22 protein-coding genes are annotated in these 20,873 nt (G+C 60.8%); 2 read left to right on the top strand and 20 right to left on the bottom strand.

What is annotated here, in order from left to right:
- Positions 1 to 200 precede the first annotated feature (200 nt).
- From phnE (O3306_RS21395) to psrA, 5 genes are read right to left on the bottom strand one after another with little or no spacing between them, the layout of a single operon-like run.
- On the bottom strand, positions 201 to 1,040 hold the full coding sequence (gene phnE, locus O3306_RS21395) for a phosphonate ABC transporter, permease protein PhnE (protein WP_272011284.1): 840 nt from the start codon (positions 1,038 to 1,040) through the stop codon (positions 201 to 203).
- A 10-nt stretch (positions 1,041 to 1,050) separates the two neighbouring features.
- Positions 1,051 to 1,872, bottom strand: coding sequence for a phosphonate ABC transporter, permease protein PhnE (gene phnE / locus O3306_RS21390; protein WP_272011281.1), 822 nt, complete (start codon positions 1,870 to 1,872; stop codon positions 1,051 to 1,053).
- Between the two features lie 2 nt (positions 1,873 to 1,874).
- Positions 1,875 to 2,627, bottom strand: a complete 753-nt coding sequence (gene phnC / locus O3306_RS21385) for a phosphonate ABC transporter ATP-binding protein (protein ID WP_272011278.1) — start codon at positions 2,625 to 2,627, stop codon at positions 1,875 to 1,877.
- Positions 2,628 to 2,686: 59 nt separating this feature from the next.
- Positions 2,687 to 3,583: a phosphate/phosphite/phosphonate ABC transporter substrate-binding protein gene (locus O3306_RS21380; RefSeq protein ID WP_272011275.1), complete on the bottom strand. Its 897-nt coding sequence runs from the start codon at positions 3,581 to 3,583 to the stop codon at positions 2,687 to 2,689.
- Between the two features lie 52 nt (positions 3,584 to 3,635).
- Positions 3,636 to 4,763 (bottom strand): iron-containing alcohol dehydrogenase PsrA, encoded by a 1,128-nt coding sequence (psrA, locus tag O3306_RS21375; RefSeq protein ID WP_272011273.1) that lies wholly within the window; start codon positions 4,761 to 4,763, stop codon positions 3,636 to 3,638.
- Positions 4,764 to 4,876: 113 nt separating this feature from the next.
- Between psrA and O3306_RS21370 the strand changes: the two genes are divergently transcribed.
- Entirely contained in the window at positions 4,877 to 5,764 is an 888-nt protein-coding gene (locus O3306_RS21370; RefSeq protein ID WP_272011270.1) for a LysR substrate-binding domain-containing protein, read from the top strand.
- Positions 5,765 to 5,996: 232 nt separating this feature from the next.
- On the top strand, positions 5,997 to 6,470 hold the full coding sequence (locus O3306_RS21365; RefSeq protein WP_272011286.1) for a GatB/YqeY domain-containing protein: 474 nt from the start codon (positions 5,997 to 5,999) through the stop codon (positions 6,468 to 6,470).
- A 64-nt stretch (positions 6,471 to 6,534) separates the two neighbouring features.
- Here the strand turns inward: O3306_RS21365 and O3306_RS21360 are convergent, their stop codons facing one another.
- From O3306_RS21360 to dctP, 15 genes are all read right to left on the bottom strand, one after another.
- Entirely contained in the window at positions 6,535 to 7,035 is a 501-nt protein-coding gene (locus tag O3306_RS21360) for a DUF2244 domain-containing protein (protein ID WP_272011267.1), read from the bottom strand.
- 56 nt (positions 7,036 to 7,091) lie between these two features.
- A complete protein-coding gene (gene deoD / locus O3306_RS21355; RefSeq protein ID WP_272011265.1) occupies positions 7,092 to 7,811 on the bottom strand; it encodes a purine-nucleoside phosphorylase in 720 nt (239 codons plus the stop codon).
- Between the two features lie 170 nt (positions 7,812 to 7,981).
- Positions 7,982 to 8,428, bottom strand: coding sequence for a GNAT family N-acetyltransferase (locus tag O3306_RS21350; protein ID WP_272011262.1), 447 nt, complete (start codon positions 8,426 to 8,428; stop codon positions 7,982 to 7,984).
- A 125-nt stretch (positions 8,429 to 8,553) separates the two neighbouring features.
- A complete protein-coding gene (locus O3306_RS21345; protein WP_272011259.1) occupies positions 8,554 to 9,519 on the bottom strand; it encodes an endonuclease/exonuclease/phosphatase family protein in 966 nt (321 codons plus the stop codon).
- A 76-nt stretch (positions 9,520 to 9,595) separates the two neighbouring features.
- Complete coding sequence (locus tag O3306_RS21340; RefSeq protein ID WP_272011257.1) at positions 9,596 to 10,624, bottom strand: trans-3-hydroxy-L-proline dehydratase; 1,029 nt, start codon at positions 10,622 to 10,624, stop codon at positions 9,596 to 9,598.
- A gap of 13 nt (positions 10,625 to 10,637) precedes the next feature.
- The gene (gene lhpI, locus O3306_RS21335; protein WP_272011254.1) at positions 10,638 to 12,314 is read right to left on the bottom strand and encodes a cis-3-hydroxy-L-proline dehydratase; all 1,677 of its coding nucleotides are present in this window, start codon (positions 12,312 to 12,314) and stop codon (positions 10,638 to 10,640) included.
- A gap of 17 nt (positions 12,315 to 12,331) precedes the next feature.
- Positions 12,332 to 13,336 carry a 4-hydroxyproline epimerase gene (locus tag O3306_RS21330; RefSeq protein ID WP_272011251.1) on the bottom strand — a complete coding sequence of 335 codons (1,005 nt, stop codon included), beginning with the start codon at positions 13,334 to 13,336 and terminating at the stop codon, positions 12,332 to 12,334.
- Complete coding sequence (locus O3306_RS21325) at positions 13,333 to 14,568, bottom strand: NAD(P)/FAD-dependent oxidoreductase (RefSeq protein WP_272011249.1); 1,236 nt, start codon at positions 14,566 to 14,568, stop codon at positions 13,333 to 13,335. The genes O3306_RS21330 and O3306_RS21325 overlap by 4 nt, the downstream gene beginning before the upstream one ends.
- Positions 14,568 to 15,290: an amino acid ABC transporter ATP-binding protein gene (locus O3306_RS21320; protein WP_272011246.1), complete on the bottom strand. Its 723-nt coding sequence runs from the start codon at positions 15,288 to 15,290 to the stop codon at positions 14,568 to 14,570. The genes O3306_RS21325 and O3306_RS21320 overlap by 1 nt, the downstream gene beginning before the upstream one ends.
- Positions 15,283 to 15,936, bottom strand: a complete 654-nt coding sequence (locus O3306_RS21315) for an amino acid ABC transporter permease (protein WP_272011243.1) — start codon at positions 15,934 to 15,936, stop codon at positions 15,283 to 15,285. Before O3306_RS21315 ends, O3306_RS21320 begins: the two co-directional genes overlap by 8 nt.
- Positions 15,937 to 15,951: 15 nt before the next feature.
- On the bottom strand, positions 15,952 to 16,617 hold the full coding sequence (locus O3306_RS21310; RefSeq protein ID WP_272011240.1) for an amino acid ABC transporter permease: 666 nt from the start codon (positions 16,615 to 16,617) through the stop codon (positions 15,952 to 15,954).
- Between the two features lie 111 nt (positions 16,618 to 16,728).
- Positions 16,729 to 17,538, bottom strand: a complete 810-nt coding sequence (locus O3306_RS21305) for an ABC transporter substrate-binding protein (protein ID WP_272011239.1) — start codon at positions 17,536 to 17,538, stop codon at positions 16,729 to 16,731.
- Positions 17,539 to 17,676: 138 nt separating this feature from the next.
- Complete coding sequence (locus O3306_RS21300) at positions 17,677 to 18,972, bottom strand: TRAP transporter large permease (RefSeq protein WP_272011237.1); 1,296 nt, start codon at positions 18,970 to 18,972, stop codon at positions 17,677 to 17,679.
- 19 nt (positions 18,973 to 18,991) lie between these two features.
- Positions 18,992 to 19,513: a TRAP transporter small permease subunit gene (locus tag O3306_RS21295; protein WP_272011235.1), complete on the bottom strand. Its 522-nt coding sequence runs from the start codon at positions 19,511 to 19,513 to the stop codon at positions 18,992 to 18,994.
- 27 nt (positions 19,514 to 19,540) lie between these two features.
- Positions 19,541 to 20,602: a TRAP transporter substrate-binding protein DctP gene (dctP, locus tag O3306_RS21290; protein ID WP_272011233.1), complete on the bottom strand. Its 1,062-nt coding sequence runs from the start codon at positions 20,600 to 20,602 to the stop codon at positions 19,541 to 19,543.
- Between the last annotated feature and the right edge of the window lie 271 nt (positions 20,603 to 20,873).

Here is a 20,873-nt window from a genome sequence, read left to right as displayed (position 1 = left end):
TGCGGCATCAACCCATCCGCAATCGCCGCCTCAAGATAGGCAGGCTCACACCCGTCCAGACAAATCGCGATCGCACAAACCTGCGGCACGGGGTACCGGCGCTCATTCACCGTAACGGGGGAAGATATCGACATCGTGTTTCCTTTCTTGCCGGGTCGCAAAACTTTGACTGCCGACCCGATTTTCGTGATCTGATATGACTATTTGGCCCGGTTCACCGTCGCTCGCAGCCAGCCCGAGAGGAACTCGGCCACCAGCACCATCGCGATGATCGACAGGATGATCGCGGCAACCCGCAGGTTTTCCAATTGCTGAACGTTGCGCTTGAGATACCAGCCCATCCCACCGCCGCCAAAGAAACCAACCACCGTCGCGGCACGAAACGCCACGTCCCAAGTGTAGATCGCGATGCCGGTAAAGGCGACGCGGACCTGCGGCACCACTGCGAACAGGAACACCTGGAACGGATTGGCCCCTACGGCACGCATCGCCTCGGCCGGACCCATATCAATGGCTTCGATCTCGTCCGAGAAAAGCTTGCCTGCGAAACCGATGCAGAACATCGTCAGGGCACTGACCCCGGCCAGCATGCCAAAGCCCAGAACCGACACGAAGAGGATCGTCCAAATGGTTTCGTGGATGGCGCGGCACGAGATGACCCCGAGCCGACCGATGGGAAAGAAAAGGCGGCGACTGGGCGTTACGTTCCACGCCGAAAACCATGCCAGAGGGATCGCCAGACACACCCCGGCAAAGCCCCCCAGGAATGACATCTGCAGGGTATCGAGGATCGCTTCGAGATATCCGCGATCCAGTACGTATTCCAGATCGGGCGGATAGTACCGCTCGCTGATGACTCCGGCAAAGCGGCCCAAGGCGCCGATCAACAGGCCGATATCGACATTGAGAAAATGCAGCGAATAGCCAAGGAAGAGCAGCACAGCCAGCAACGTGCCATGCTTGATCAGCGATTCAGGGTATTGGTAGCGCGACCACTTGGGCGGGTCCGAGGGGCGCGGCGCAGGCATTTGTTCGGTCATGGCCATCTCCTCAGATCACTGCTTTGCGCAGATAATGCGAGATCACCTCGCCTAGGACGATCAGCAGCAGGATGGCCAGGATCACCATCGACACGCCGCCGTAGTTGAAGCTGTTCATCTGGCGGAAGAACAACAATCCCAACCCGCCCGCACCGACCAGCCCCATGACGGCGGATCGTCGGATGTTGATGTCCCACTCGAAGATCACGGTCGCCAGAACCACCGGGTAGATTTGGGGCAGGATACCGTAATACATCACCTGAAACTGGTTGCCGCCCACCGCGCGGATCGCCTCGACCGGCTTGGCGTCGATATTCTCGATCGCCTCGGCGGTGATTTTCGATATGAAGCCGACAGAGCGCATGGCGATGGCCAAAATGCCCGGCAGCGCGCCCAACCCCACGGCACTGACAAAGATCAGCGCCCAGACGATTTCATGGACCGATCGGCTCAGCACCATCAGGAACCGGCCCAGCGGATAGAGGATCATCTTGCTGGGGGTGACGTTCGCAGCCCCGAGCCACGCCACGGGCAGGGAAAAGAAGCACCCCACCACCGTGCCGACGCAGGCCATCATGAAGGTTTCCAGCGTGGGGATCAGCAATTCGGGCAGCAGCCCCCAGTCAAGCGTCAGGTACCGCCCGATCGAGCCCAGCACGCCGCTGCGCCCCCCGACACGTGCCCAATCGGTATCTTCGATGATGGTCCCCTGGAGGCACCACGCGACAAAGAACAGCACAATGGCCCAGATCAGGCCCATTTTGAGGAATCGCTTGCGCCGCAAGTCGGCTTGCAGGCTGAGCGCGGTCGGATTGACGTCCGTGGCAGCCATGATCAGAGAACCTCCATCGCGTAGATGTCATCCAGATCGGAATCCCGCAGCGTATCGGTCGCCCCATCGAATTTCTTGTAGCCATCTTGCAGGCCGATGATCCGGTTGCAGAATTCCTTGGCCAGTTGCACATCGTGGATGTTGCACAGGGCCGGTACTTTCAGTTCAAGCGCGATGTCTCGGATCAATGCCATGACCTCGCGCGAAATCTTGGGATCGAGCGCCGAAGTCGGCTCGTCCAGCAAGAGCAGTTTGGGGGCCTGCATCAGGGCGCGGGCGATGCCGACGCGCTGTCTCTGGCCGCCGCTCAATTCATCGGCGCGCTTGTTGATGTGATCGCTCAGCCCGACGCGATCGAGATAATAGAGTGCTTGCTCCACGTCTTTTCGCGGAAATGCGCGGAACAGCGACCTGATGTTGCCGGTATAGCCCAGCCGCCCCGACAGCACATTGTCCATGACGGACATCCGGTTGATCAGGTTGAATTCCTGAAAGATCATCCCGACATTCCGGCGCAGGCCACGCAGCGCCCTTGCATTCAGGCTACACACATCTTCGCCCAGCAGATGGATACTGCCGCCCGAGGGTTCCACCAGCCGGTTCACACAACGGATCAGCGTTGATTTCCCCGCACCACTGGGCCCGATGATCGCCAGAAAGTCGTCATCTTCGACTTCGAAATCGATCCCTTTGAGTATCTCGGGACCTTTCGCGCTGTAACGCACCCTCAGGTCCTTGACGGTCAGTACGGCCATGTCATTCCTCCCCGCGGTGGCCTGACCCGCATTGCAGCGGGTCAGTGCCTGCATTGCCATTATTTCTTGGCGTCTTTCGCTGCCTTGAGATCCCGGATGATGTCGTAATCCGCATCCGTCATCGCGACGAACTTGCTGGCGTTCACGTTCTTGAGGTATTCCTTCCCCTCTTCGCTATCGTTCAGAGTAAGGAACGCGGACTTGATCTGCTCCACCAGATCATCGCACAGCGCGCCTGACACGACGAAAGGATCCTGCGGAATGACCGGCGAGGCCCAGATCACCGTGAAATCATCCATCGTGGCCAGATCGCGGTCGATCACATTATCCAGCCTGTGTGTGGCGACAAAGGCCACGTCGACCTGGCCTTCAAGCACCGCCATCGCCGACAGGTCATGCCCGCCCGTATATACGACGCGGCTGAAATGATCCTCCAGATCCTCGCCGATCACTTTGGTGAACGCCACGCGCGGCAGCAGGTTGCCCGAGGTCGACGCAGGGTCGGTCAGGCCAACAACCGTGCCTTTCAAGTCCTCGATCTTGGAGATACCGGAATCCGACCGTGACACCAGCACGGCCTTGTAGCCGGGGCCTTCCTCCTGAAAATGGCCCTTGTGCTTGGCGTAGGTGGCGAACACTTTCAATGTCGGGTCTTTTTCCTGTGCGATCACATAGGAATAGGGGCCATGCATGCCGATATCGACAAAACCGGCCAGCATCGCCTCGACCACCGACGCGTAAGAGGTCGGCAGAAAGAATTCGACATTCTTTCCGGTTGCCTTTTTCAACTGATTGACCATCGGCTGGTACAGCGTCAGTTCCTGCGTCGTTTCTTCGGTGGGGATCATCGAAAATCGCAGCACTTCGGGGTTCTTGCACTCTTCTGCACCCGCGATCCCGGCAGTTGCGATCGCCATGCCGGAAATTACCGCCTTGATTACATTTGAAAGTTTCATTTTTATCTCCTTGAGTTGGATGAAAGTTGCCGGGCTTTTCCCGGCTTATTGTTCACGCAGCTGACAACTTGATGACATTCTTCTGTTGCGCCGCCGCGATGAAATTATCCTTGGTGCCGATGAAGTTTCTGCCACGCTCACCGGCGAAGGCCTCGTCGATGATGGCCCCGCATTTTTCGGCCGGGATGCCGTGATCGGCGAAGCGGGTCCCGATGCCGAGATCATTCAGGAACTGCGTCAGCCGATCCGCTCCGGCGTTCAGGTCATCGCCAAAGATGTCCCGCAGCGCCGCCTCGCGAAACCCTCCGATGCCGACCACCGACTGCAGGATCACGGGCAAGGTGAACGAGCACGCGATGCCATGCTGCACCCCCCAACCCAGCGTGATCGGGTAGGACAGGTTATGCGCAATCGCAGTCTTGGTGTTGGAAAAAGCCAGCCCGGCGCAGAGAGACGCCTCGGCCATGCCGCTGCGCAGGTCCAGATTTCCGGGTTCGCGCACCAATTGCGGCAAAGTTTCGATGATCAGCTTTGATGCCGCCACCGCATGACGTGCGGACACCGGATTGGCGTTGACGTTCCAGATGCTCTCCAGCGAATGAGACAGCGCATCCAAACCCGTGGCCAGCGTCAGGCCCAGCGGTTTACCCAACATCAATTCTGGATCGACCAGCGCTGTCTCGGGATAGAGATCGGGGTGGGCCAATGAATACTTTTTGCCCTCAGCCTCATTCCAGACCGTGGCCCAGCACGTAACTTCGCTACCGGTCCCGGCCGTCGTGGGCGCGGCAATGATCGGCAGGCATGACAGCGTTTCCGCCCCGCCCCCGGACTCCAGATATCGGACAACTTTGCCAAAATCGCCGCCGGAGGCTGCGAATACCTTGGCCGAATCGATGACCGACCCGCCACCAAGGGCAAGAATCACGTCAATCTGCGCGTCGGGCGCGGCAAATCGCGCGCATTGCATCCCCAGCAGCGCATAATCCGGGTTCGGTGCCACATCGTTGATCGTCAAGACCGGCGCGCCTGCGACAAACTCGATTCGGCGCGCGAGATCTGCAAACGGTGGATCGGGATAGGTCACCAGCGCATAGCGCCTGCCCGCGATCAGATCGGCCAGTTTGCCGAATGCGCCGGGCCCATAGATGACATTCACCGGATTACTGTATGTCCACATCTGATCCCCCTTGCGCGAAAACGGGCCCGTCGATTTTCGGGTCGGGGTCAGTTTGCGGGCATCAGATTCATTTAACAAATTGATTGTATCCATAGCATTCATATACTCAAGCTATGCTAAAATCAGAACTCAGGTCATTTCACGCCGTTGCAAAGCACAATGGCTTCTCCCGGGCAGCCAGAGTGCTCAATATCAGCCAGCCTACGCTATCCACGCAGGTCAAGGCGCTGGAGCAACGCTACCGTGTGGAGCTGTTTCACCGGATCGGGCGAGAGATTCGCCTGACAGTCCCCGGCAGGGAGTTGTTCGAGATCACATCCCGCCTGACACAGGCGGAACAAGACGCGGAAAACCTGCTCGATACTTTCATGGGATTTCACGCCGGCACGCTCAACCTTGCCGCTGTCGGCCCGTTTCATGCCACCGACATGATCGTGGCCTTCAAACACAAATATCCCCTGATCAATGTAGAGGTGCGCTTTGGCAATTCTTCACGGTGCTTCGAACGCATCCTGTCCTTTGATTCAGATGTGGGTATCATCGCCGAAGTACCATCGGACCCACGTGTGACCACCCTGCCCTATAGCGTGCATGACGTCGTCACCTTCGTGAATTCGGATCATCCGTTCTTTGGTCGCGACAGCATTTCCATCTCCGAACTCGAGGGCGAGAAAGTCGTGCGCCGCGAAACCGGCTCGACGACGCGCACAGCCATTGAAAGTGAACTGAAAAAACGCGGGATCACCGTCGATCCCGTCCTAGAACTGGGCAGCCGCGAGGCCATCTGGAAGGCTGTCGAACAGGGGCTCGGGATTGGGTTCGTCGCGGATTTCGAGTTTGTGGCGCACCCAAACCTGCGCGCCATCCCGATCGCTGATGCGACTGTAAAAACCAACTATTACCTCGCCTACCTGACAGAGCGCGCGCAATCGCGGATCATCGACTCGTTTTGCAAGGTCGCACTCGGACATATTGCAAACGCCACAGAACAGGCCTGCTGACACCCGTTTCGGCGGCTACGCCAGCCGCGACGCGGGCGCCACCAGAGCAGATATCGGCTATGTGCTACTGCCTGTCAGGCGACGTAACGGCAACGCCGCACCGCAGGTCGCAGGCAGTTGCAAGGCCCATCCAGACTCTGTAAGACCCCATGCTTATGACCGCCGCAAACCACTCACGCGGCGGGTCACCATCCAGGCGCTTAGCGTTCTCAATTCGAGGGATGAAAACGACATGACATTGCGTGATCGGGTCAACACGGCCCTGAAGCAAGCCATGAGGGACAAAGATGCCAGCCGTCTGGCGACCCTCCGGCTGATCAATGCCGCGATCAAGGACCAAGAAATTGCTGCGCGGGCGGGCGGCGACGATGACGATGCTGGCGTGGGCGATGCCGAAGTCCTCGCCATCCTCAGCAAGATGACCAAGCAACGCCAGGAATCGGTACGCGCCTACGAAGAAGGCGGGCGGATCGATCTGGCCGAACGCGAACGTGCCGAGGTCGCGGTGATCGAGGAATTTCTACCACGTCAGTTGAACGAGGCCGAAGTGACCGATGCGGTGGACAAGGCGATCGCCGAAACCGGCGCCACCTCGATCCGGGACATGGGCAAGGTGATGGGCGTGCTCAAGCAGCACTATACCGGCCAGATCGACTTCGGCGCGGTCGGCCCGCGCGTCAAGGATCGGCTCTGCCAAGGGGCCTGACTGGATCTGCTGGCTACAAGTAAAATTGCGGGCGATTGAATGGCTGGCGAAAGGGCAGCGTCGGTCAGCGAGCAGTGCGCGCCAGTTGAAGGGCATTCGCCAGCTCCGGATAGAGCGCCTTGCGCTCGCCCTCGGACAGAAACGCGCCGATCTCCACCTCGCGCCCGTCTCCTTTGAGCGTCAGATAATGCGCCACCGGCCCGCCGGTCGGATACATGTCCACCTGCGCCCAATAACAGTTGCAGTCCCATTCCTGCACATCGCCACCCGGGTTGGTGCGCGTCAGGTGCACGGCCTGGTCGTCGATGGTCAGCGCCTCGTGCATGTCCCCGCTGGCATAAGAGCTTTGCAGCGCCCACCATAGCCCCGCCACAGCCAGTGCAAGGAACGGCAACAGCCACCATAGCAACACCGTACCCAACAGCCCAAAGAGCGGAAGCGAGATCATCAGGCAAGTTGCGGCCATGAATCCGGCGAAACCGCGCCGGGGCAATGACCGGTGCGGCCACAGATCAAGCCGTGTCAGCGGCGATCCAACGACGGGTGGGGACCATTCGTAGGGCATGGCGATCAACCTATGCCACCCTGCCCGTTTGGCAAGAGGCGAAGCACCGCTCGCACCTACGCGGCCGCATCCACGCCAAAGGCGGCCGCCAGCGCGATCTCGACCATCTCGCCAAAACTGCTCTGGCGTGCCTGCGCATCCAGCGCCGCCCCGGTGATCAGGTGATCGGACACGGTCAGCACCGCCAACGCGCGTGCGCCGTACCGCGCCGCCACGGTATACAGCTCGGCCGCCTCCATCTCGACGGCCAGCGTGCCATGGCGGGTCAGGGCATCGGTGAGGTCGGAACGTTCGTCATAGAACGTGTCTGAAGAATAGATGCCGCCCACATGCGGCGTGCTGCCCATGGCCTCGGCCGCGTGCATGGCAGCGCGCAGCAACCCCCAGTCGGCGCAGGGGGCAAAATTCAACTCTCGCAGAATGGTGGAGGACGGCGTGCTGATGCTGCTGGCGGTCATTGCCAGAATCACATCGCGCAGCGCCACGTCGGGCTGCATCGCGCCGCAGGATCCGATGCGGATCAGCGTGCGAGCACCGAAATCGCGAATCAACTCGTTCGCGTAGATGCTTAGCGATGCCATCCCCATGCCGCTGCCGTGGATGGTAACGGGATGCCCCCGCCAAGTGCCAGTGTAACCGGCCATACCGCGCACGGCGTTGACCTGCCGCGCGTCATCCAGAAACCGTTCTGCCGCCCATGTGGCGCGTTTAGGATCGCCCGGCATCAGGACGGTGGGCGCGATATCACCGGGTTCTGCACCGATATGTATGGTCATGCGCGCTCCTTTTTTTGCCGTGGTGAGTGCAGGCTAAGAGGTTTCGAGATAAACTTGAATCACCAGTTTCTCTCGAAACGCCCACCACCTTGATTTCTTGCACGGCGTTAGCATTCAACCCGGTCACGGGCTGACATGAAGATGCTTTGGCGCCGGGAAAATCGCCGCCGCTAACGCGTGTATTTGATGAACGGCGTCAGTTTCCCGATCCGGTCATAGAGCCTGCGTCCGGTGTGGTTGAAATCCTGTGTCATCCAGTAAACTGACGGGCTCCCATCTGCATCGGCCTGCGCATAGACCGCCTCGATCAGCTTGCGGCCAACACCGGTGCCGCGCACGGACGGGTCGGCGTAGAGGTCTTGCAGGTAACAAACCTTGTCCAGCCGCCAGTTATGCGGGTGATAGATGTAATGCACGAGGCCCACCGCCTGATCGCCCGCCAGCGCGATAAAACCGTTCTGATCAGGATGATCGTCGGACAAAAGGCGCTGGAACGTGGTCTGATAGACCTCTTCGGGCACGCTCGTCTCGTAATACTCCAGATAGCCGGTCCAAAGACGGCGCCAGTCTGCTTCGTCAGCGGCTAGGATCAGGCGGATGATAATCGAATTGGTCATGGTTGGCGGGCCTCCGGCGATGAATTCGAGGTAAACTAGCGCTCTGCGCAGCACCGCGCCAGAGCTCTGTTTCACACAAGCCACGGATCACCCATCAAGCCCGCCGGAAGCATTGGCGGCGCATTTTATCCACTTTCCGACGCAACCGTAATCACGGCCTTCAGCGGGAAGTGATCCGAGCCAAAATTTTCGAGCCTGTCGAAAGACACCAACCCGACATTCCCGGTCACAAATAACTGATCGATCGGCAGCCGCATGAACCAGTACTTCGTGTGAAAGCTGGACAGCATCCCGCGCCCGACCCGCGGTTCCAGAAATCCGCCGTAACGTTTGAAGCGCCGCGTCGTCCAGGACCATGCGACATCGTTGAAATCGCCCATACAGGCGGTGGGGCGGTCGGAGGATGACGTCATCTCGGCGGCGCGTTTTATCTGCTGGTCGCGTGCCTTGGTGTCATTGCCCGGCACCGGGGGGCGCGGATGCAGACCGATAAAGTTGAAACTGGTTCCGTCCGGCCCTTTCAGCACCGCCTTAAGCGCCGGAGTGTCGTCATCGCTTGGATACATCCATTCGACGCGCTGCACTGGCAAACGCGTGGCGAAGATCATGCCGTAGTGGTCGTCGGTGATGTGCCTGTGTACCGTATCGTAGCGCCTCAGGACATCCGCCAGCGCATCGTTCCACGCCGCGTCGGTTTCCATCAACAGCAGGATATCCGCATCCTCTCGATCCAGGATGTGGACCAGGTCATCGTGGCGCGTGTTCTCCATCAGAACATTGGCCGAAAGCATGGTGATCTGGCTCTGTTTCGGCGTGCCCTTGACGAAGTCGACCTCGCAGGCGGCAAAGGGCAGATAGGGATAGATCTGTGTGATCTGGTAGATCAGGCAAGCCACCAGTCCACCTACCAGCACGGGTTTCAGAGCGACCTCTGCCAGCAACGCAATCAGAAGTAGGGCCAGCGCGACGCCCGCGATGTGCAGGCGCGGAAAATCCCACATGCGCACCCACCAGCGGACGCTGTTGGTCAGCGGCAGCACCGTGGTGAGAAACACGCCGGTCGCCGTGGTCCAGATCAGCGCGTTGAGCATGGCGGTTATCTCTTCCTGTCAGGGGTCGATATGGTCCGGTCTGCTGCTCAACGCGCGAGGCGGCGTTTGGTTGCACTCAGCGCGCGCCCCATGTGTCGGAAAGCCGATAGCCTTCGGGCCACGGATCGGCCGGGTCGAGCATGTGCTGATGCGTGCCGGTGATCCAGCCGCGCCCCGAAAGCTCGGGGTGGATGGCGGGCTTGCCGCCCACTTGCGTTTCGCCAACGATGCGGCCGGTAAACTCCGATCCGATCACCGATACGGCGGTGAACCGGTCCTCGCGGGTCATCTGGCCGCGCGCCGACATCACGGCCATACGTGCACATAGCGCAGTGCCGGTGGGCGAGCGGTCGACCTTGCCGGGGCGGACCACGACGGCGGCGCCAGCGCGCAGGTCGTTGCCCTTGCGCGTCAGCGGCCCGGCAAACAGGCAGAACGAGATATGCCGCCAATCCGGGTTATCGGGGTGGTGAAATCCCAGCGCCTCATTCGCGGCGGCGGTGATGCGCATGCCAAGCCGGGCAAGATCATGCGCCTCGTCCTGTTTCAGCGCGAAGCCCAGCGCCTCGGCATCCACGAAGACGAAACTGTCGCCACCATAGGCAGTGTCGACCGTGAGCGTTCCGAGCCCCTCGACCTCGAGCGTGGCGTCAAGCTGCGCCGCGAAACTGGGAAGGTTCTGTACGAATATCCGCTCGGCCTTGCCGTTTTTGCATTCGGCGCGCACCTTGACCAGCCCGCCGGGGGCCTCCAGCACCATCTCGGTCACTGGCTCTGTCATCGGGATGATCCCCGCATCCAGCAGCACGGTGGACACACAGATCGAGTTGGAACCGGACATCGGCGGGGTGTCGGCGGGTTCCATGATGATGAACGCTGCATCGGCAGCGGGGTTCTTGGGCGGGACCAGCAGATTGACATGCCGGAACACGCCGCCGCGCGGCTCGTTCAGCACGAAATTGCGCAGGACCTCGTCGCGGGCGATCCAACGGCTCTGCTCCCAGAGGGTATCACCGGGGGGCGGGGCGACGCCGCCGACGATGACATCGCCGACCTCGCCTTCGGCATGGGCGGAAATGACATGGACGATCTTGGAACTGCGCATGGTGAACCTCGCTTTAGCTGAGCCAATCGGGAAGGGTTGCCCGCGCCCGGCCTAAAATGGCAGCATCCGTGCAATCGGCAAGACTGCCAAAGCGCACCTGCCGCCCCGAAAGACCGGGAGCGTAGTGAGCGTATTTGCCGGAATTCGTCATTAGAACCTTGGCGGATGGCGGAAAGACCGGCTCGGAAATCGAGCACCAGCAGATATCCGGCACAATCTGCACGCCTGCGGCTTCCAGCCGCTCGATAATGCCTTCTGCGCGCGCCGCGTCCAGCACGTGCTGGCCCACTGTCACGATCACCGACGTCTGCGGGTGCCGCACGCGTCCATCGATCAACGCCGCCAGTGCCCGACATTCCGGTAGCGAGAAATGCGGGCTGCCGAAGGCGACCAGATCGACCTCGGGCGCGCCGGTGTTGAACTGCTGCCATGCCTCTGCCAGATCGGCCCGGCTGATCTGTACGCGATCGGCATCCGCCGCAATCGCGCCGTCTGCCTCGGGCGTGACGCCTGCCACATGCAGCATCGGCGCGGCAGAGGTGGTGCCGAACGCGGCACAGAGCGCCTTGAGATCGTCATCGCTGGGTTTGGTGTCCTCCAGCCCGGTCAGCAACGGAATCCGGTCAGGTGCCAACCGCCCCGCCAACCAGCCCAGCATCGGCCAGAGCGCATCATCATGCCCATCTGGCAATTCGACATGGATCACGCGACGCGGTGCACGGTCAGCGTCAAGATAGACCCCCGACAGCGGCGCGCGGCCGGCCAGCGCGATAAAGAGGTCGAGAAAATCGGGATGTTTCACCGTGCGCGCACCCAGCACCGAATTGGCGTAGATCACCGCATTGGATTCCGACCAGCCGATATTTTCACCAAGGCGCGGCGCGTCTTGCAGAAGATAAGGTGCACAGGTGAAACTGGGCCGCGCGCCCATTTCGACATAGGCATCGGCAAGACGTTGTGCGGGCAGGCCGAAAACCGGCGGCACGCCTTGTTCGCGCCAATGCGCATGGTCCACGGAAATCGCGTTCATCGTTGTCGGTACGCGCACTCGGCCCCCCATGTCGGCCATCGCGCGCGCGAACCGCAGGTTCGCGGGGCTGGCATAAATGCAGCCGTCGATATGCGCGCGGGTGACGTCTGTCAGCGTATCCGCCCCCTGCCCCGCCGCCATGGCGGTGATCACCTCCATCGCCAGCTGCGCCGCCTCGCCGTCTGCCCCATTCAGCATGGCACGATCCGCGTCGCTTAACGTCAGGCGGTCGGTGGGCAAGGGGGCCAGCGGGACTGACCAGCCGTCAGCGGTAAGATGGGTGGAAGTAATCTGCGCGGTTTGGGCTGCCGCGAGTGTCTCGTACTCTGCAGCGGACAGGCGTAGCACCGGCAAGGGCAGGCCGAACATCCGCCCGGCGATCATCGCGCCAAGCGTCAAGATGTCCTCGTGTTCACGAAACACCAGCGCGGCAGGCGCGTGGCCATTCTGCGCCAGTTCCAACAGCACACCGCTGCCGGTACAAGAGCCGCGGCTGGTCGGCATGACGACGATCTTGCCCGCCAAAGACTGACCGCAGAGCGGATGATGCGCGTCGATCACCTGCCCGGTCGCGGCATCGACGCCACCCCAGAAGCTGAGCCCTTCGGAAAATGCCAGCACCGGTCCCTGGGCCTCTGCTGCTACGATGATCTGTGCCATGCCGGGCCCTTTCGATATTAGGTGACGACGAACCCATGCGCCAACGGATCGCGCTCGTCGTCGATAAAAATGGTGTTGATCCCGGTCACCCGCGCCCAGCCGGCGATCGAGGGGATGATTGCGGGCTTGCCGCCGACTTCGGTAGCGGATTCGACGCGGCCCTTGAACAATGTGCCGATGATCGACTCGTGCACGAACTCATCGCCCGGTTTCAGCAATCCCTTTGCTGCCCGCTGCGCCATGCGCGCCGAAGTGCCGGTGCCGCAGGGCGAGCGGTCAATCGCCTTGTCGCCGTAGAACACCGCGTTGCGCGCGTCTGCGTCAGGGTGAACCGGTGCGCCGGTCCACAGGATATGGCTCAGCCCGTTGATCGCGGGATGTTCGGGGTGGATGAATTCGTATTTCGCGTTGAGCGCGGCGCGCAGTTTCGGGCTGAGCCCAACCAGTTGCGAAGCAGTAAAATCGGCCATATCGCGGAAATTCTTCTGCGGCTCAACGATGGCGTAGAAATTGCCGCCATAGGCCACATCGACGACGATCTCGCCCAGTTCCGGTATCTCGACTGTCAGCCCCTCGGAATGCAGGAAGCCCGGCACGTTGTTCAGGCGAACTTCCTCGACGAACCGGCCCTCTTGGACATAGGTCACATCGACCCTGCCCGCGGGTGTTTCCAGCCGCAATTTACCCGGCGTTTCTGGCCGGATCAGGCCGTTTTCCAGCGCGATGGTGACGGTGCCGATCGTGCCATGCCCGCACATCGGCAGGCAGCCGGAGGTTTCGATGAACAGCACCGCAATGTCGCAATCATCCCGCGTGGGTGGATAGAGGATCGCGCCCGACATCTGGTCATGCCCGCGCGGCTCAAACATGAGGCCGGTGCGGATCCAGTCATATTCGGCCAGAAAATGCGCGCGCTTTTCCAGCATGTTGGCGCCGCGCAGTAGCGGCGCCCCGCCGGTGACAAGGCGGACGGGATTGCCGCAAGTGTGGCCGTCAATGCAGGGAAAAGTGTATTGTGTCATGCTGGTCTCGCGAAACGCGCCGGGGAAAACGGCGCAAGCTCGATGCCGGGGGTCTGCCCGGTCAGAAGGTCCGCCACGATCTGTGCCGTGGCGGTGGATTGCGTCAGGCCTAGATGGCCATGCCCGAAGGCGCAAATCACATCATCGCGCCCCGGCAGCGGGCCGATGGCGGGCAGGCTGTCGGGCAGTGACGGGCGGAACCCCATCCATTGCGTACCGCCGGTGATGTCGAGACCGGGCAGGAACTGCGCTGCCTTTTTCAACATCGCATCGGCGCGGGCATAGTTGGGCGGCCGATCCAGCCCACCCAGCTCAACCGCGCCACCGACCCGCAGGCCCGACCGCAATCTGGAAACCACAAAACCATGCGCACTGAAGGTGATATGCTGACGCAGGTCAAAGGCCGCTTTGGGCAGCGTGGTGTTGTAGCCGCGCTCGGTTTCCAGCGGGATGCGCACATTCGCGGTGCGGGCCAACTGGTGCGAATGTGCACCCGCGGCCAGCACGACGCGGCCCTGAATATCCCCCGCAGATGTCTGCACGCCGCCGGGAAGCAGCGCCTGCGCATCGGCGATCACGATCTCGCCGCCATTTGCGCGGACCTTGTCAGCCAGCGCGATGGTGTAATCCTTGGGGTCGTCAATGGTCGCCCAGCCGGGGGTAAACGCCGCATGGGTAAAACGCGGCGCAAGGCCCGGCTGATACTCGGCGATCTCATCGCCCTTGAGGTGGCGGAATTCGACACCATTTGCCTCGCGCGCGCGCCAGCCGGGCAGCGAGGCTTCGAATTCGCGCGCGCCCTCGTAGACCTGAAGCTGACCCTCGCGGCGCAGCATGTTCGACAGGCCTGCGCGTTCCAGAAACGGATCAAGCGTCTGTGCGGCCAGTTGCATCATCTGGGCCTGCGCAATGGTCGAGGCGCGCACCCGGTCGGGGCGACTGGCCCGCCAGAACCGCCACATCCACGGCAGAAGACGCGGCGCGTATCCCACCGGCACGCTGAGCGGCCCCAGTGGATCGAGCAACCATTTCGGCGCTTGCCGCAGAATTCCTGGTGACGCCAGTGGCAGGATATCGGGAAAGGCAAAGGCCCCCGCATTGCCCGCTGAGGCTCCTGCCGCCGGTCCGGTCCGATCGATCACAGTGACCCGCAAACCACGGTCCTGCGCCGCCAGTGCCACCGACAGCCCAATCACCCCCGCCCCGACGACGACGACATCTGGCTGGGTCATCAGCGTACGCTCGACAGGAACTTGCGCGTGGCTTCGTTCTTGGCATCGCCGAAAATCTGTTCAGGCGGGCCGATCTCGGCCATCACACCCTGATCGAAGAACGCCACGCGGTTCGACACGTCGCGCGCAAAGCCCATCTCGTGGGTGACACAGATCATCGTCATGCCTTCATCGGCAAGCAGTTTCAGCGTATCGAGAACCTCGCCCACAAGCTGCGGATCGAGCGCCGATGTCACTTCGTCGAACAGCATGTAATCGGGCGACATTGCCAGCGCGCGGGCAATCGCCATGCGCTGCTGCTGACCGCCCGACAGGCGCGACGGGTATACCTTGAGCTTGTCCCCAAGGCCGACATGATTGAGGTGCTTGACCGCGATCTCTTCGGCGTCGCTCTTGGACATGCCCTTGACCTTGCGCGGGGCGAGGGTGACGTTTTCCAGCACCGTGAGATGCGGAAAAGCATTGAATTGCTGGAACACGATGCCGATCTTGCGGCGCAGTTTGTTCAGATCGGTGGATTTGGCATGAACCTCGGTCCCGTCCACCAAGATCCGCCCGCTATCAATCGGCTCCAGCCCGTTGATGCAGGTCAGCAGCGTCGACTTGCCCGATCCCGATCCGCCGATCACCGACACCACCTCGCCCTTGGCGACGGTTAGGTCGATACCCTTGAGAACCTTCAGCGCGCCAAAGGATTTGTGGACGTTCTCGATCTCAATCATTCTCTTTCCACTTTCTTTCCAGTCGACCGCCCAGCCGAGCGATGGGGAAGCTCAACATGAAGTAGATCGCGCCGGTGATCAGCAGGATGAACATCGGTTCCTGCAGCCGCGTGATCAGCACCTGACTGGATTTCAACAGCTCGAAGATGCCGAGCCACAATACCAGCGCGCTGTCCTTCATCACGCCCAGCGTCAACCCGATCCAGCTGGGCAGCGCCACGCGCAGGGCCATCGGGAACACGATCTGCGTCATGTCCTGCCCCCATGTCAGACCAAGCGAGCGCGCCGCACGACGTGTAACCATCGGCACCGCCTCGATCGCGCCGCGCACGATTTCGGTGCAATAGGCAGATGTATAGAGCGCCAGCACGATGCAGGAGGTCACGAATGGCGATATGCCAAAGCCCGCGATCGCTTGAAACGCATTGGCGAGGATCAGCTGAATCAGCAGAGGCACCGAGCGGAAGATATCCAGCACGAAGGTCAGCGGCAGCGCCATCCACGGTTTGATCTGCGCACGGATCACCCCGAACAAAAGGCCCATCAGCGTACCGCCGGTGACCGCGAAGAACGTGATCGCGAGAGTGACGCCTGCGCCCTTGGCCAGGAACATCAGATCGTTGAGGGAGAGGTCGGTTTCGAACATTGCCTTATCCGCCCCTCAATACCGGAACATGCGCCAGGCGATCAGCCGCGCACCGAGCATCACCGCCTTGGCGATGAGATAATAGATGACCGCCGCCATCGCGAAGAATTCGAACGTGCGGAAAGTGCGCGCATTCAGATCCTGCGTGACGCCGGTAAGGTCGCTGTTCATTCCCACGGTAACCCCGAGCGAGGTCATCAGGATCGCCCAGACCGCCTGGTTCATCGTCGGCAGAAACGAGATGCGGAACATCTGTGGCATGACGATCAGGCGGAACGCCTTGGCCGGGCCCATGCCCAGCGATCGCCCGGCCCGGATCTGCGTCGCCGGAATGGCCCGCAGCGCGCCGCGGAACGTTTCGCAGAGGTAGCCCGCGTTGTTGAACGCGATCCCCGCCAACAGCGCGATATAGGGGCTCAGGTAGATGCCGAACGATCCCAGCCCGAAATGCGCCATGTAGATCTGAAACAGCGCTGGCGTGTTCCGCGCCACTTCGACCCATGCGGTCGCAGGCGCGCGCAGCCAGCGCGAACTGGAATTGCGCGCCACGGCCAGAAAGACCGCGATCGTCACGCCGATCGCCATCGACAGGACTGCGATCTGCATCGTGACCAGCGCGCCGTCGAGCATCTGTGGCAGAGCACGGATCGCTTGACGCCATTGAAAGGTATAGTCGAACATGCCGTGCTCCGTCCGGGTGGCCTTGGCTCGTCATCGGCAGGGCGGGGGGCTGCACCCCCCGACCCATCTTAGCGCAGGATCCGGCCTTGGACAGGCCGGATCGGGTTCAGATCAATAATAGACCTTGTCGACAGTCAGCTTGGGTGCTTCGCCACCGATCCACTTTTCATACAGCTCCTGGTAGCGCCCGGTGCGCACCTGCTGGTTCACGAAAAGGTTGAGGTAGTTGAGCAGACCGTATTCCTGGCGCAGCCCGATAAGGCCGACATAGTCAACGGCGTAGGGGGCTTCGCCGGTCATGACGAGGCCTTCGTACTTGCCACTCTGGGCAATCGACGAGGCCACGGTGGAGGTCACGACGGTCGCGTCGATCTGACCCTGAGACAGGGCAAGGAACACGTCAGCCTGGCTCTGGTACGAACGGAAGCTGCCGCCCTTGTCCCACTTGTCGATATCCTCTTCGAGGCGTATCGCCTCGTAAGTACCAGCGACCGAACCGACAGTGCGATCAGCCAGCGATTCGTATGTTTCGAGCCCGACGCCTTCCTTGGTCAGCACGTTGAAGGTGAAGGCGAAGTAGGGGATCGTGAAGCCCACGGTACGTGCGCGTTCCAGCGTGTCCGAGGTGGAGGCGACGCCCACATCAGCACGGCCCGAGACCAGTGCCGGAATACGGTCTGGGAACGGTGTTTCGACGATCTCGGCATCGACACCCAGTGCTGCAGCCAGATCGTTGCAGTAGTCGACGTCGAACCCGATCGGATTGTTATCCGCGTCCCGCGATCCCATGGGCGGGAAGTCGAGAACAACCGCACAGCGCAGTTTGCCGGATGCGATGATGTCGTCCAGCTTGTCTGCCAGCGCCGGGCCAGCAATGAGGGTGGCGGCGATCAGGCCGCCGGCAATGTTCCAGAATTTCATAAGGTCTCTCCCATTTTCGTCCCCGTTGGCCTCGATCACTTTGGTGATGAGTCGGAGACAGCTTCAGAAAACTACATATTTAATTTGTATGCAAGTTGTATGCTTGATTTCGACAAGAAAACCGCCAGGCCTCTTCGGTCAGAAACCGACGATGCGATCTGGTAGCCAGGTCGACAGGAACGGGAACATGACAATCATCAGAAGCGTCAGGATCTGCAGCCCGATGAACGGCAGAACCCCGCGGCACATCTGGCCATATGTCATGTCCGGCGGCGCTATTGATTTCAGGTAGAAGATCGAAGAGGCCATCGGTGGCGTCAGGTACCCGGTCTGGATCACCACCAGCACCATCGTCGCGAACCACACCGGATCAACGCCCGAAGAGCGGATGAACGGCGTGAACATCGGCACAACGATCAGAATATTCGCCGTCCAGTCCAGCACGAAACCAAGGACAAACACCACCAGCAGGAAAAATACGATCATGCCCGTCGTACCGAGGCCTGCTGTTTCGATGAAACTGCGGATCAGGCGCGCGCCGCCATTGGCCGCAAACACGCCCATGAACATCGTGCCCGCAGCTACGATCAACAAGATCATCGCCGTAATCCGCACCGTGATCGACAGCGATTCCGACAAAACCCCAAAGCTGAACCGCCGGTTGATGATGCACAGCAACAGCGCACCAAGCGCACCCACTGCCGCCGCCTCGGTCGGGGATGCGATACCGGCAAGGATCGTGCCCAGAACAGCGAGGATCAGCGCAAACACCGGCACCAGCGTGACGACGGTCAAGCGCAGTTTCTCGCCCAGCAGGATTATCTCTGCCGGTTTTTCGTCAAGGTCCGGCGGGATCGGATTCAGCATACCATGAATGACGATATAGATCAGAAACAGGGCCACCATCAGCAGACCGGGCAACATCATCCCGGCCAGCAACTTGCCCACCGACATCTGCGCCAGTGACGCATACATCACGGCGATCACCGAAGGCGGGATGGTGGTCCCCAGCGATCCTCCGGCACAGATCGTACCGGCGATGAGGGAATTATTGTAGCGCGCCTTCTGCATCGCCGGGATCGCCATCATGCCAATCATCACCTCGACCGCACCGACAACACCGGCCGCAGCAGCAAAGATCGCACCCATCGCAATCGTGGCGAGCGCGAGGCCGTTTGGCAGTCGGCTCAGCCACATGTTCATCACTCGAAACAGCCGCTCGGCGATGCCGGAACGTTCCAGCAGCGCACCCATCAGGATGAACATCGGCACCGCCGACAGGATGTAATTGGTCGAGGCCGTGTAGAACGAGCCATAAAGCTGATTGAACGCCACATCGCCAAACGCGACCAACCCGGCCCCCGCCGCAACGATGGTAAGCGAAAAGGCAACTGGGATGCCCAGCAGAATCAGCGCGAAAAGCGCGGGAAACATCAGTCCGGCGGTCAACATATCAGGTCTCGATCTTGAATGAATCGTCAGAGCGTGGTGAGAAGAATGCGCGCAGCCCTTCAGCAGCAAGCTGTAGCGCCAGCGCCCCGAGGCCAAGCGTCAGAGCTGTGTAGAACGGCCACATCAGTGGAGCCCAGGGACTCACATGCTCTACTTCTCCGAGGATGAAGGCACGCCATGCGCGTTGCCCCGCGACCGTCGCGAGCCAGCCAAAGATCGGGCAGAGAATCAGAAGAAACGCCGCCCCGTCGATCGCGCCGCGTATCCGGACGGGCAGACGGGCCGACAGAAAATCAATGCGCACATGCGCGTCTTCGCGCAGTGCCTGTGCTGCACCCAGCACGAACAGGATACCGGTCGTCATATAGGCGACATCGAACGCCCAGAGCGTGGGCGCGCCAAAGACATAGCGCGCCACCACTTCGTAGATCATCGAGGCGATCAGGATCAGGACCATCGCCTGTGCGACATATCCCAGTGCCAACGATATCCCGTCAGCCAGTCCCAGAAAAATCCGTTTCATGATCGCCCCCTTTCAGATGTTTCAGGTTCAGTCTCCGTTGCGAACCAAATAACCGCTCTGCGCGGCCCAGCGATCCTCGTAGGTAAAGTATTCGGCCAGGATCTCTGCCATCTTCGGACGCCCCGCGGCCTTCTCGGCTTCGGCCTGCTTCGAGATCCAGTCCACGCCTGCCGCTTCCAGTTCGTCCTGGAACGCACGGTCGATCTCGATCACTTCGGCTTTGGATGCGCGGAACGTCTCCATTGCCTTCATGTCCTTGTCGTAGAAGTCGATCAGGGATTGATGGGTCGTCAGTTCAGCCGCTGCTTCCAGCTTGGCTTTGATGGTGTCGTCCAGCGCATCCCATGTTTCCAGCTTCATCACGACCTCCCACACGAAGGTTGGCTGATGAACGCCGGGGCTGATGATATACGGTGCCGCCTCGTGGAAACCTTCGGGCAGGTTGGCCGAGGGCGGCGCCCATTCGATCGCGTCCACGCCCTTGCGTTCCAGCAGGGTATAAATCTCTCCCGGCGGAACCACGGTCGGCACGGCGCCGAAATAGTCACGCATCACTTCGGCCCAAGGCCCGGAGGTGCGGTATTTCAGACCCTTGAGGTCCTCAGCCGAACGGATAGGTTTGTTCGCGTGCGCCATGATTTCGGATGACCCGATACCGACGATGAGCGATTTGAAGCCTTCCTCGGCGCGCATCGCCTCAAGATGTTCCTTGCCGCCACCTTTGTACATCCAGGTGTGGTGCGCGTCGGGGCCCATGCCGCCGGGGAAGCCGCAGAAGATCGCGTTCATTACATTCTGGTTGACACTAAAACAGGGTGTTGAATGACCCGCCTCAACGATGCCGTCGCGCACGCCATCATAGACCTGCAACGCAGGCACGAGAATTCCGGCGCCGAAGGGCTGGATTTCAACCGCGCCATCGGTCAGCAGATCGACATTGTCGGCAAAACGCTCAAGGAAGTTAACGTAGAAGGGCGAGCCTTCTGGTACTGATGTCGGCACACGCCATGTGACATCCTGAGCGACAGCGCCCGAAGCCGCTAGCGACAATGCGCCGGCAAAAGCCAGACTTTTGAGAGAAAAGGTCATTCCAAACTCCTCCAATAACCTTGCCGCGGTCTATCCTCGCCACGGCTAGTGGACGGTAGTATACAAGTAGAATTTGCCACGTCGACATAAAAAATACAAAATTTGACAAGCATTTAGTGTCATGGTCGGCACCCTAGCCGCGGCGAAGCCCGGCTTCGGGCCACAGGGTCAGGTTACACGGCTCATGTCGCCTATGCGGATGGGGTGGATGGCTCCTGCATCAACCGGCGTCGCAATGCGCCATAGTGCAGTTGTCGTAAACTGCTTATGA

Source organism: Roseovarius sp. ZX-A-9, assembly GCF_028369135.1.
GTDB lineage: Bacteria > Pseudomonadota > Alphaproteobacteria > Rhodobacterales > Rhodobacteraceae > Roseovarius.
Note: the sequence above shows the minus strand (reverse complement) of the source record. Positions and strands in the feature narration are given on the sequence as shown.

Bases quoted from the DNA above. Each gene is read 5' to 3' on its own strand.
- phnE (WP_272011284.1), bottom strand. From the start codon at position 1,040: ATGACCGAACAAATGCCTGCGCCGCGCCCCTCGGACCCGCCCAAGTGG.
- phnE (WP_272011281.1), bottom strand. From the start codon at position 1,872: ATGGCTGCCACGGACGTCAATCCGACCGCGCTCAGCCTGCAAGCCGAC.
- phnC (WP_272011278.1), bottom strand. From the start codon at position 2,627: ATGGCCGTACTGACCGTCAAGGACCTGAGGGTGCGTTACAGCGCGAAA.
- O3306_RS21380 (WP_272011275.1), bottom strand. From the start codon at position 3,583: ATGAAACTTTCAAATGTAATCAAGGCGGTAATTTCCGGCATGGCGATC.
- psrA (WP_272011273.1), bottom strand. From the start codon at position 4,763: ATGTGGACATACAGTAATCCGGTGAATGTCATCTATGGGCCCGGCGCA.
- O3306_RS21370 (WP_272011270.1), top strand. From the start codon at position 4,877: ATGCTAAAATCAGAACTCAGGTCATTTCACGCCGTTGCAAAGCACAAT.
- O3306_RS21365 (WP_272011286.1), top strand. From the start codon at position 5,997: ATGACATTGCGTGATCGGGTCAACACGGCCCTGAAGCAAGCCATGAGG.
- O3306_RS21360 (WP_272011267.1), bottom strand. From the start codon at position 7,035: ATGCCCTACGAATGGTCCCCACCCGTCGTTGGATCGCCGCTGACACGG.
- deoD (WP_272011265.1), bottom strand. From the start codon at position 7,811: ATGACCATACATATCGGTGCAGAACCCGGTGATATCGCGCCCACCGTC.
- O3306_RS21350 (WP_272011262.1), bottom strand. From the start codon at position 8,428: ATGACCAATTCGATTATCATCCGCCTGATCCTAGCCGCTGACGAAGCA.
- O3306_RS21345 (WP_272011259.1), bottom strand. From the start codon at position 9,519: ATGCTCAACGCGCTGATCTGGACCACGGCGACCGGCGTGTTTCTCACC.
- O3306_RS21340 (WP_272011257.1), bottom strand. From the start codon at position 10,624: ATGCGCAGTTCCAAGATCGTCCATGTCATTTCCGCCCATGCCGAAGGC.
- lhpI (WP_272011254.1), bottom strand. From the start codon at position 12,314: ATGGCACAGATCATCGTAGCAGCAGAGGCCCAGGGACCGGTGCTGGCA.
- O3306_RS21330 (WP_272011251.1), bottom strand. From the start codon at position 13,336: ATGACACAATACACTTTTCCCTGCATTGACGGCCACACTTGCGGCAAT.
- O3306_RS21325 (WP_272011249.1), bottom strand. From the start codon at position 14,568: ATGACCCAGCCAGATGTCGTCGTCGTCGGGGCGGGGGTGATTGGGCTG.
- O3306_RS21320 (WP_272011246.1), bottom strand. From the start codon at position 15,290: ATGATTGAGATCGAGAACGTCCACAAATCCTTTGGCGCGCTGAAGGTT.
- O3306_RS21315 (WP_272011243.1), bottom strand. From the start codon at position 15,936: ATGTTCGAAACCGACCTCTCCCTCAACGATCTGATGTTCCTGGCCAAG.
- O3306_RS21310 (WP_272011240.1), bottom strand. From the start codon at position 16,617: ATGTTCGACTATACCTTTCAATGGCGTCAAGCGATCCGTGCTCTGCCA.
- O3306_RS21305 (WP_272011239.1), bottom strand. From the start codon at position 17,538: ATGAAATTCTGGAACATTGCCGGCGGCCTGATCGCCGCCACCCTCATT.
- O3306_RS21300 (WP_272011237.1), bottom strand. From the start codon at position 18,972: ATGTTTCCCGCGCTTTTCGCGCTGATTCTGCTGGGCATCCCAGTTGCC.
- O3306_RS21295 (WP_272011235.1), bottom strand. From the start codon at position 19,513: ATGAAACGGATTTTTCTGGGACTGGCTGACGGGATATCGTTGGCACTG.
- dctP (WP_272011233.1), bottom strand. From the start codon at position 20,602: ATGACCTTTTCTCTCAAAAGTCTGGCTTTTGCCGGCGCATTGTCGCTA.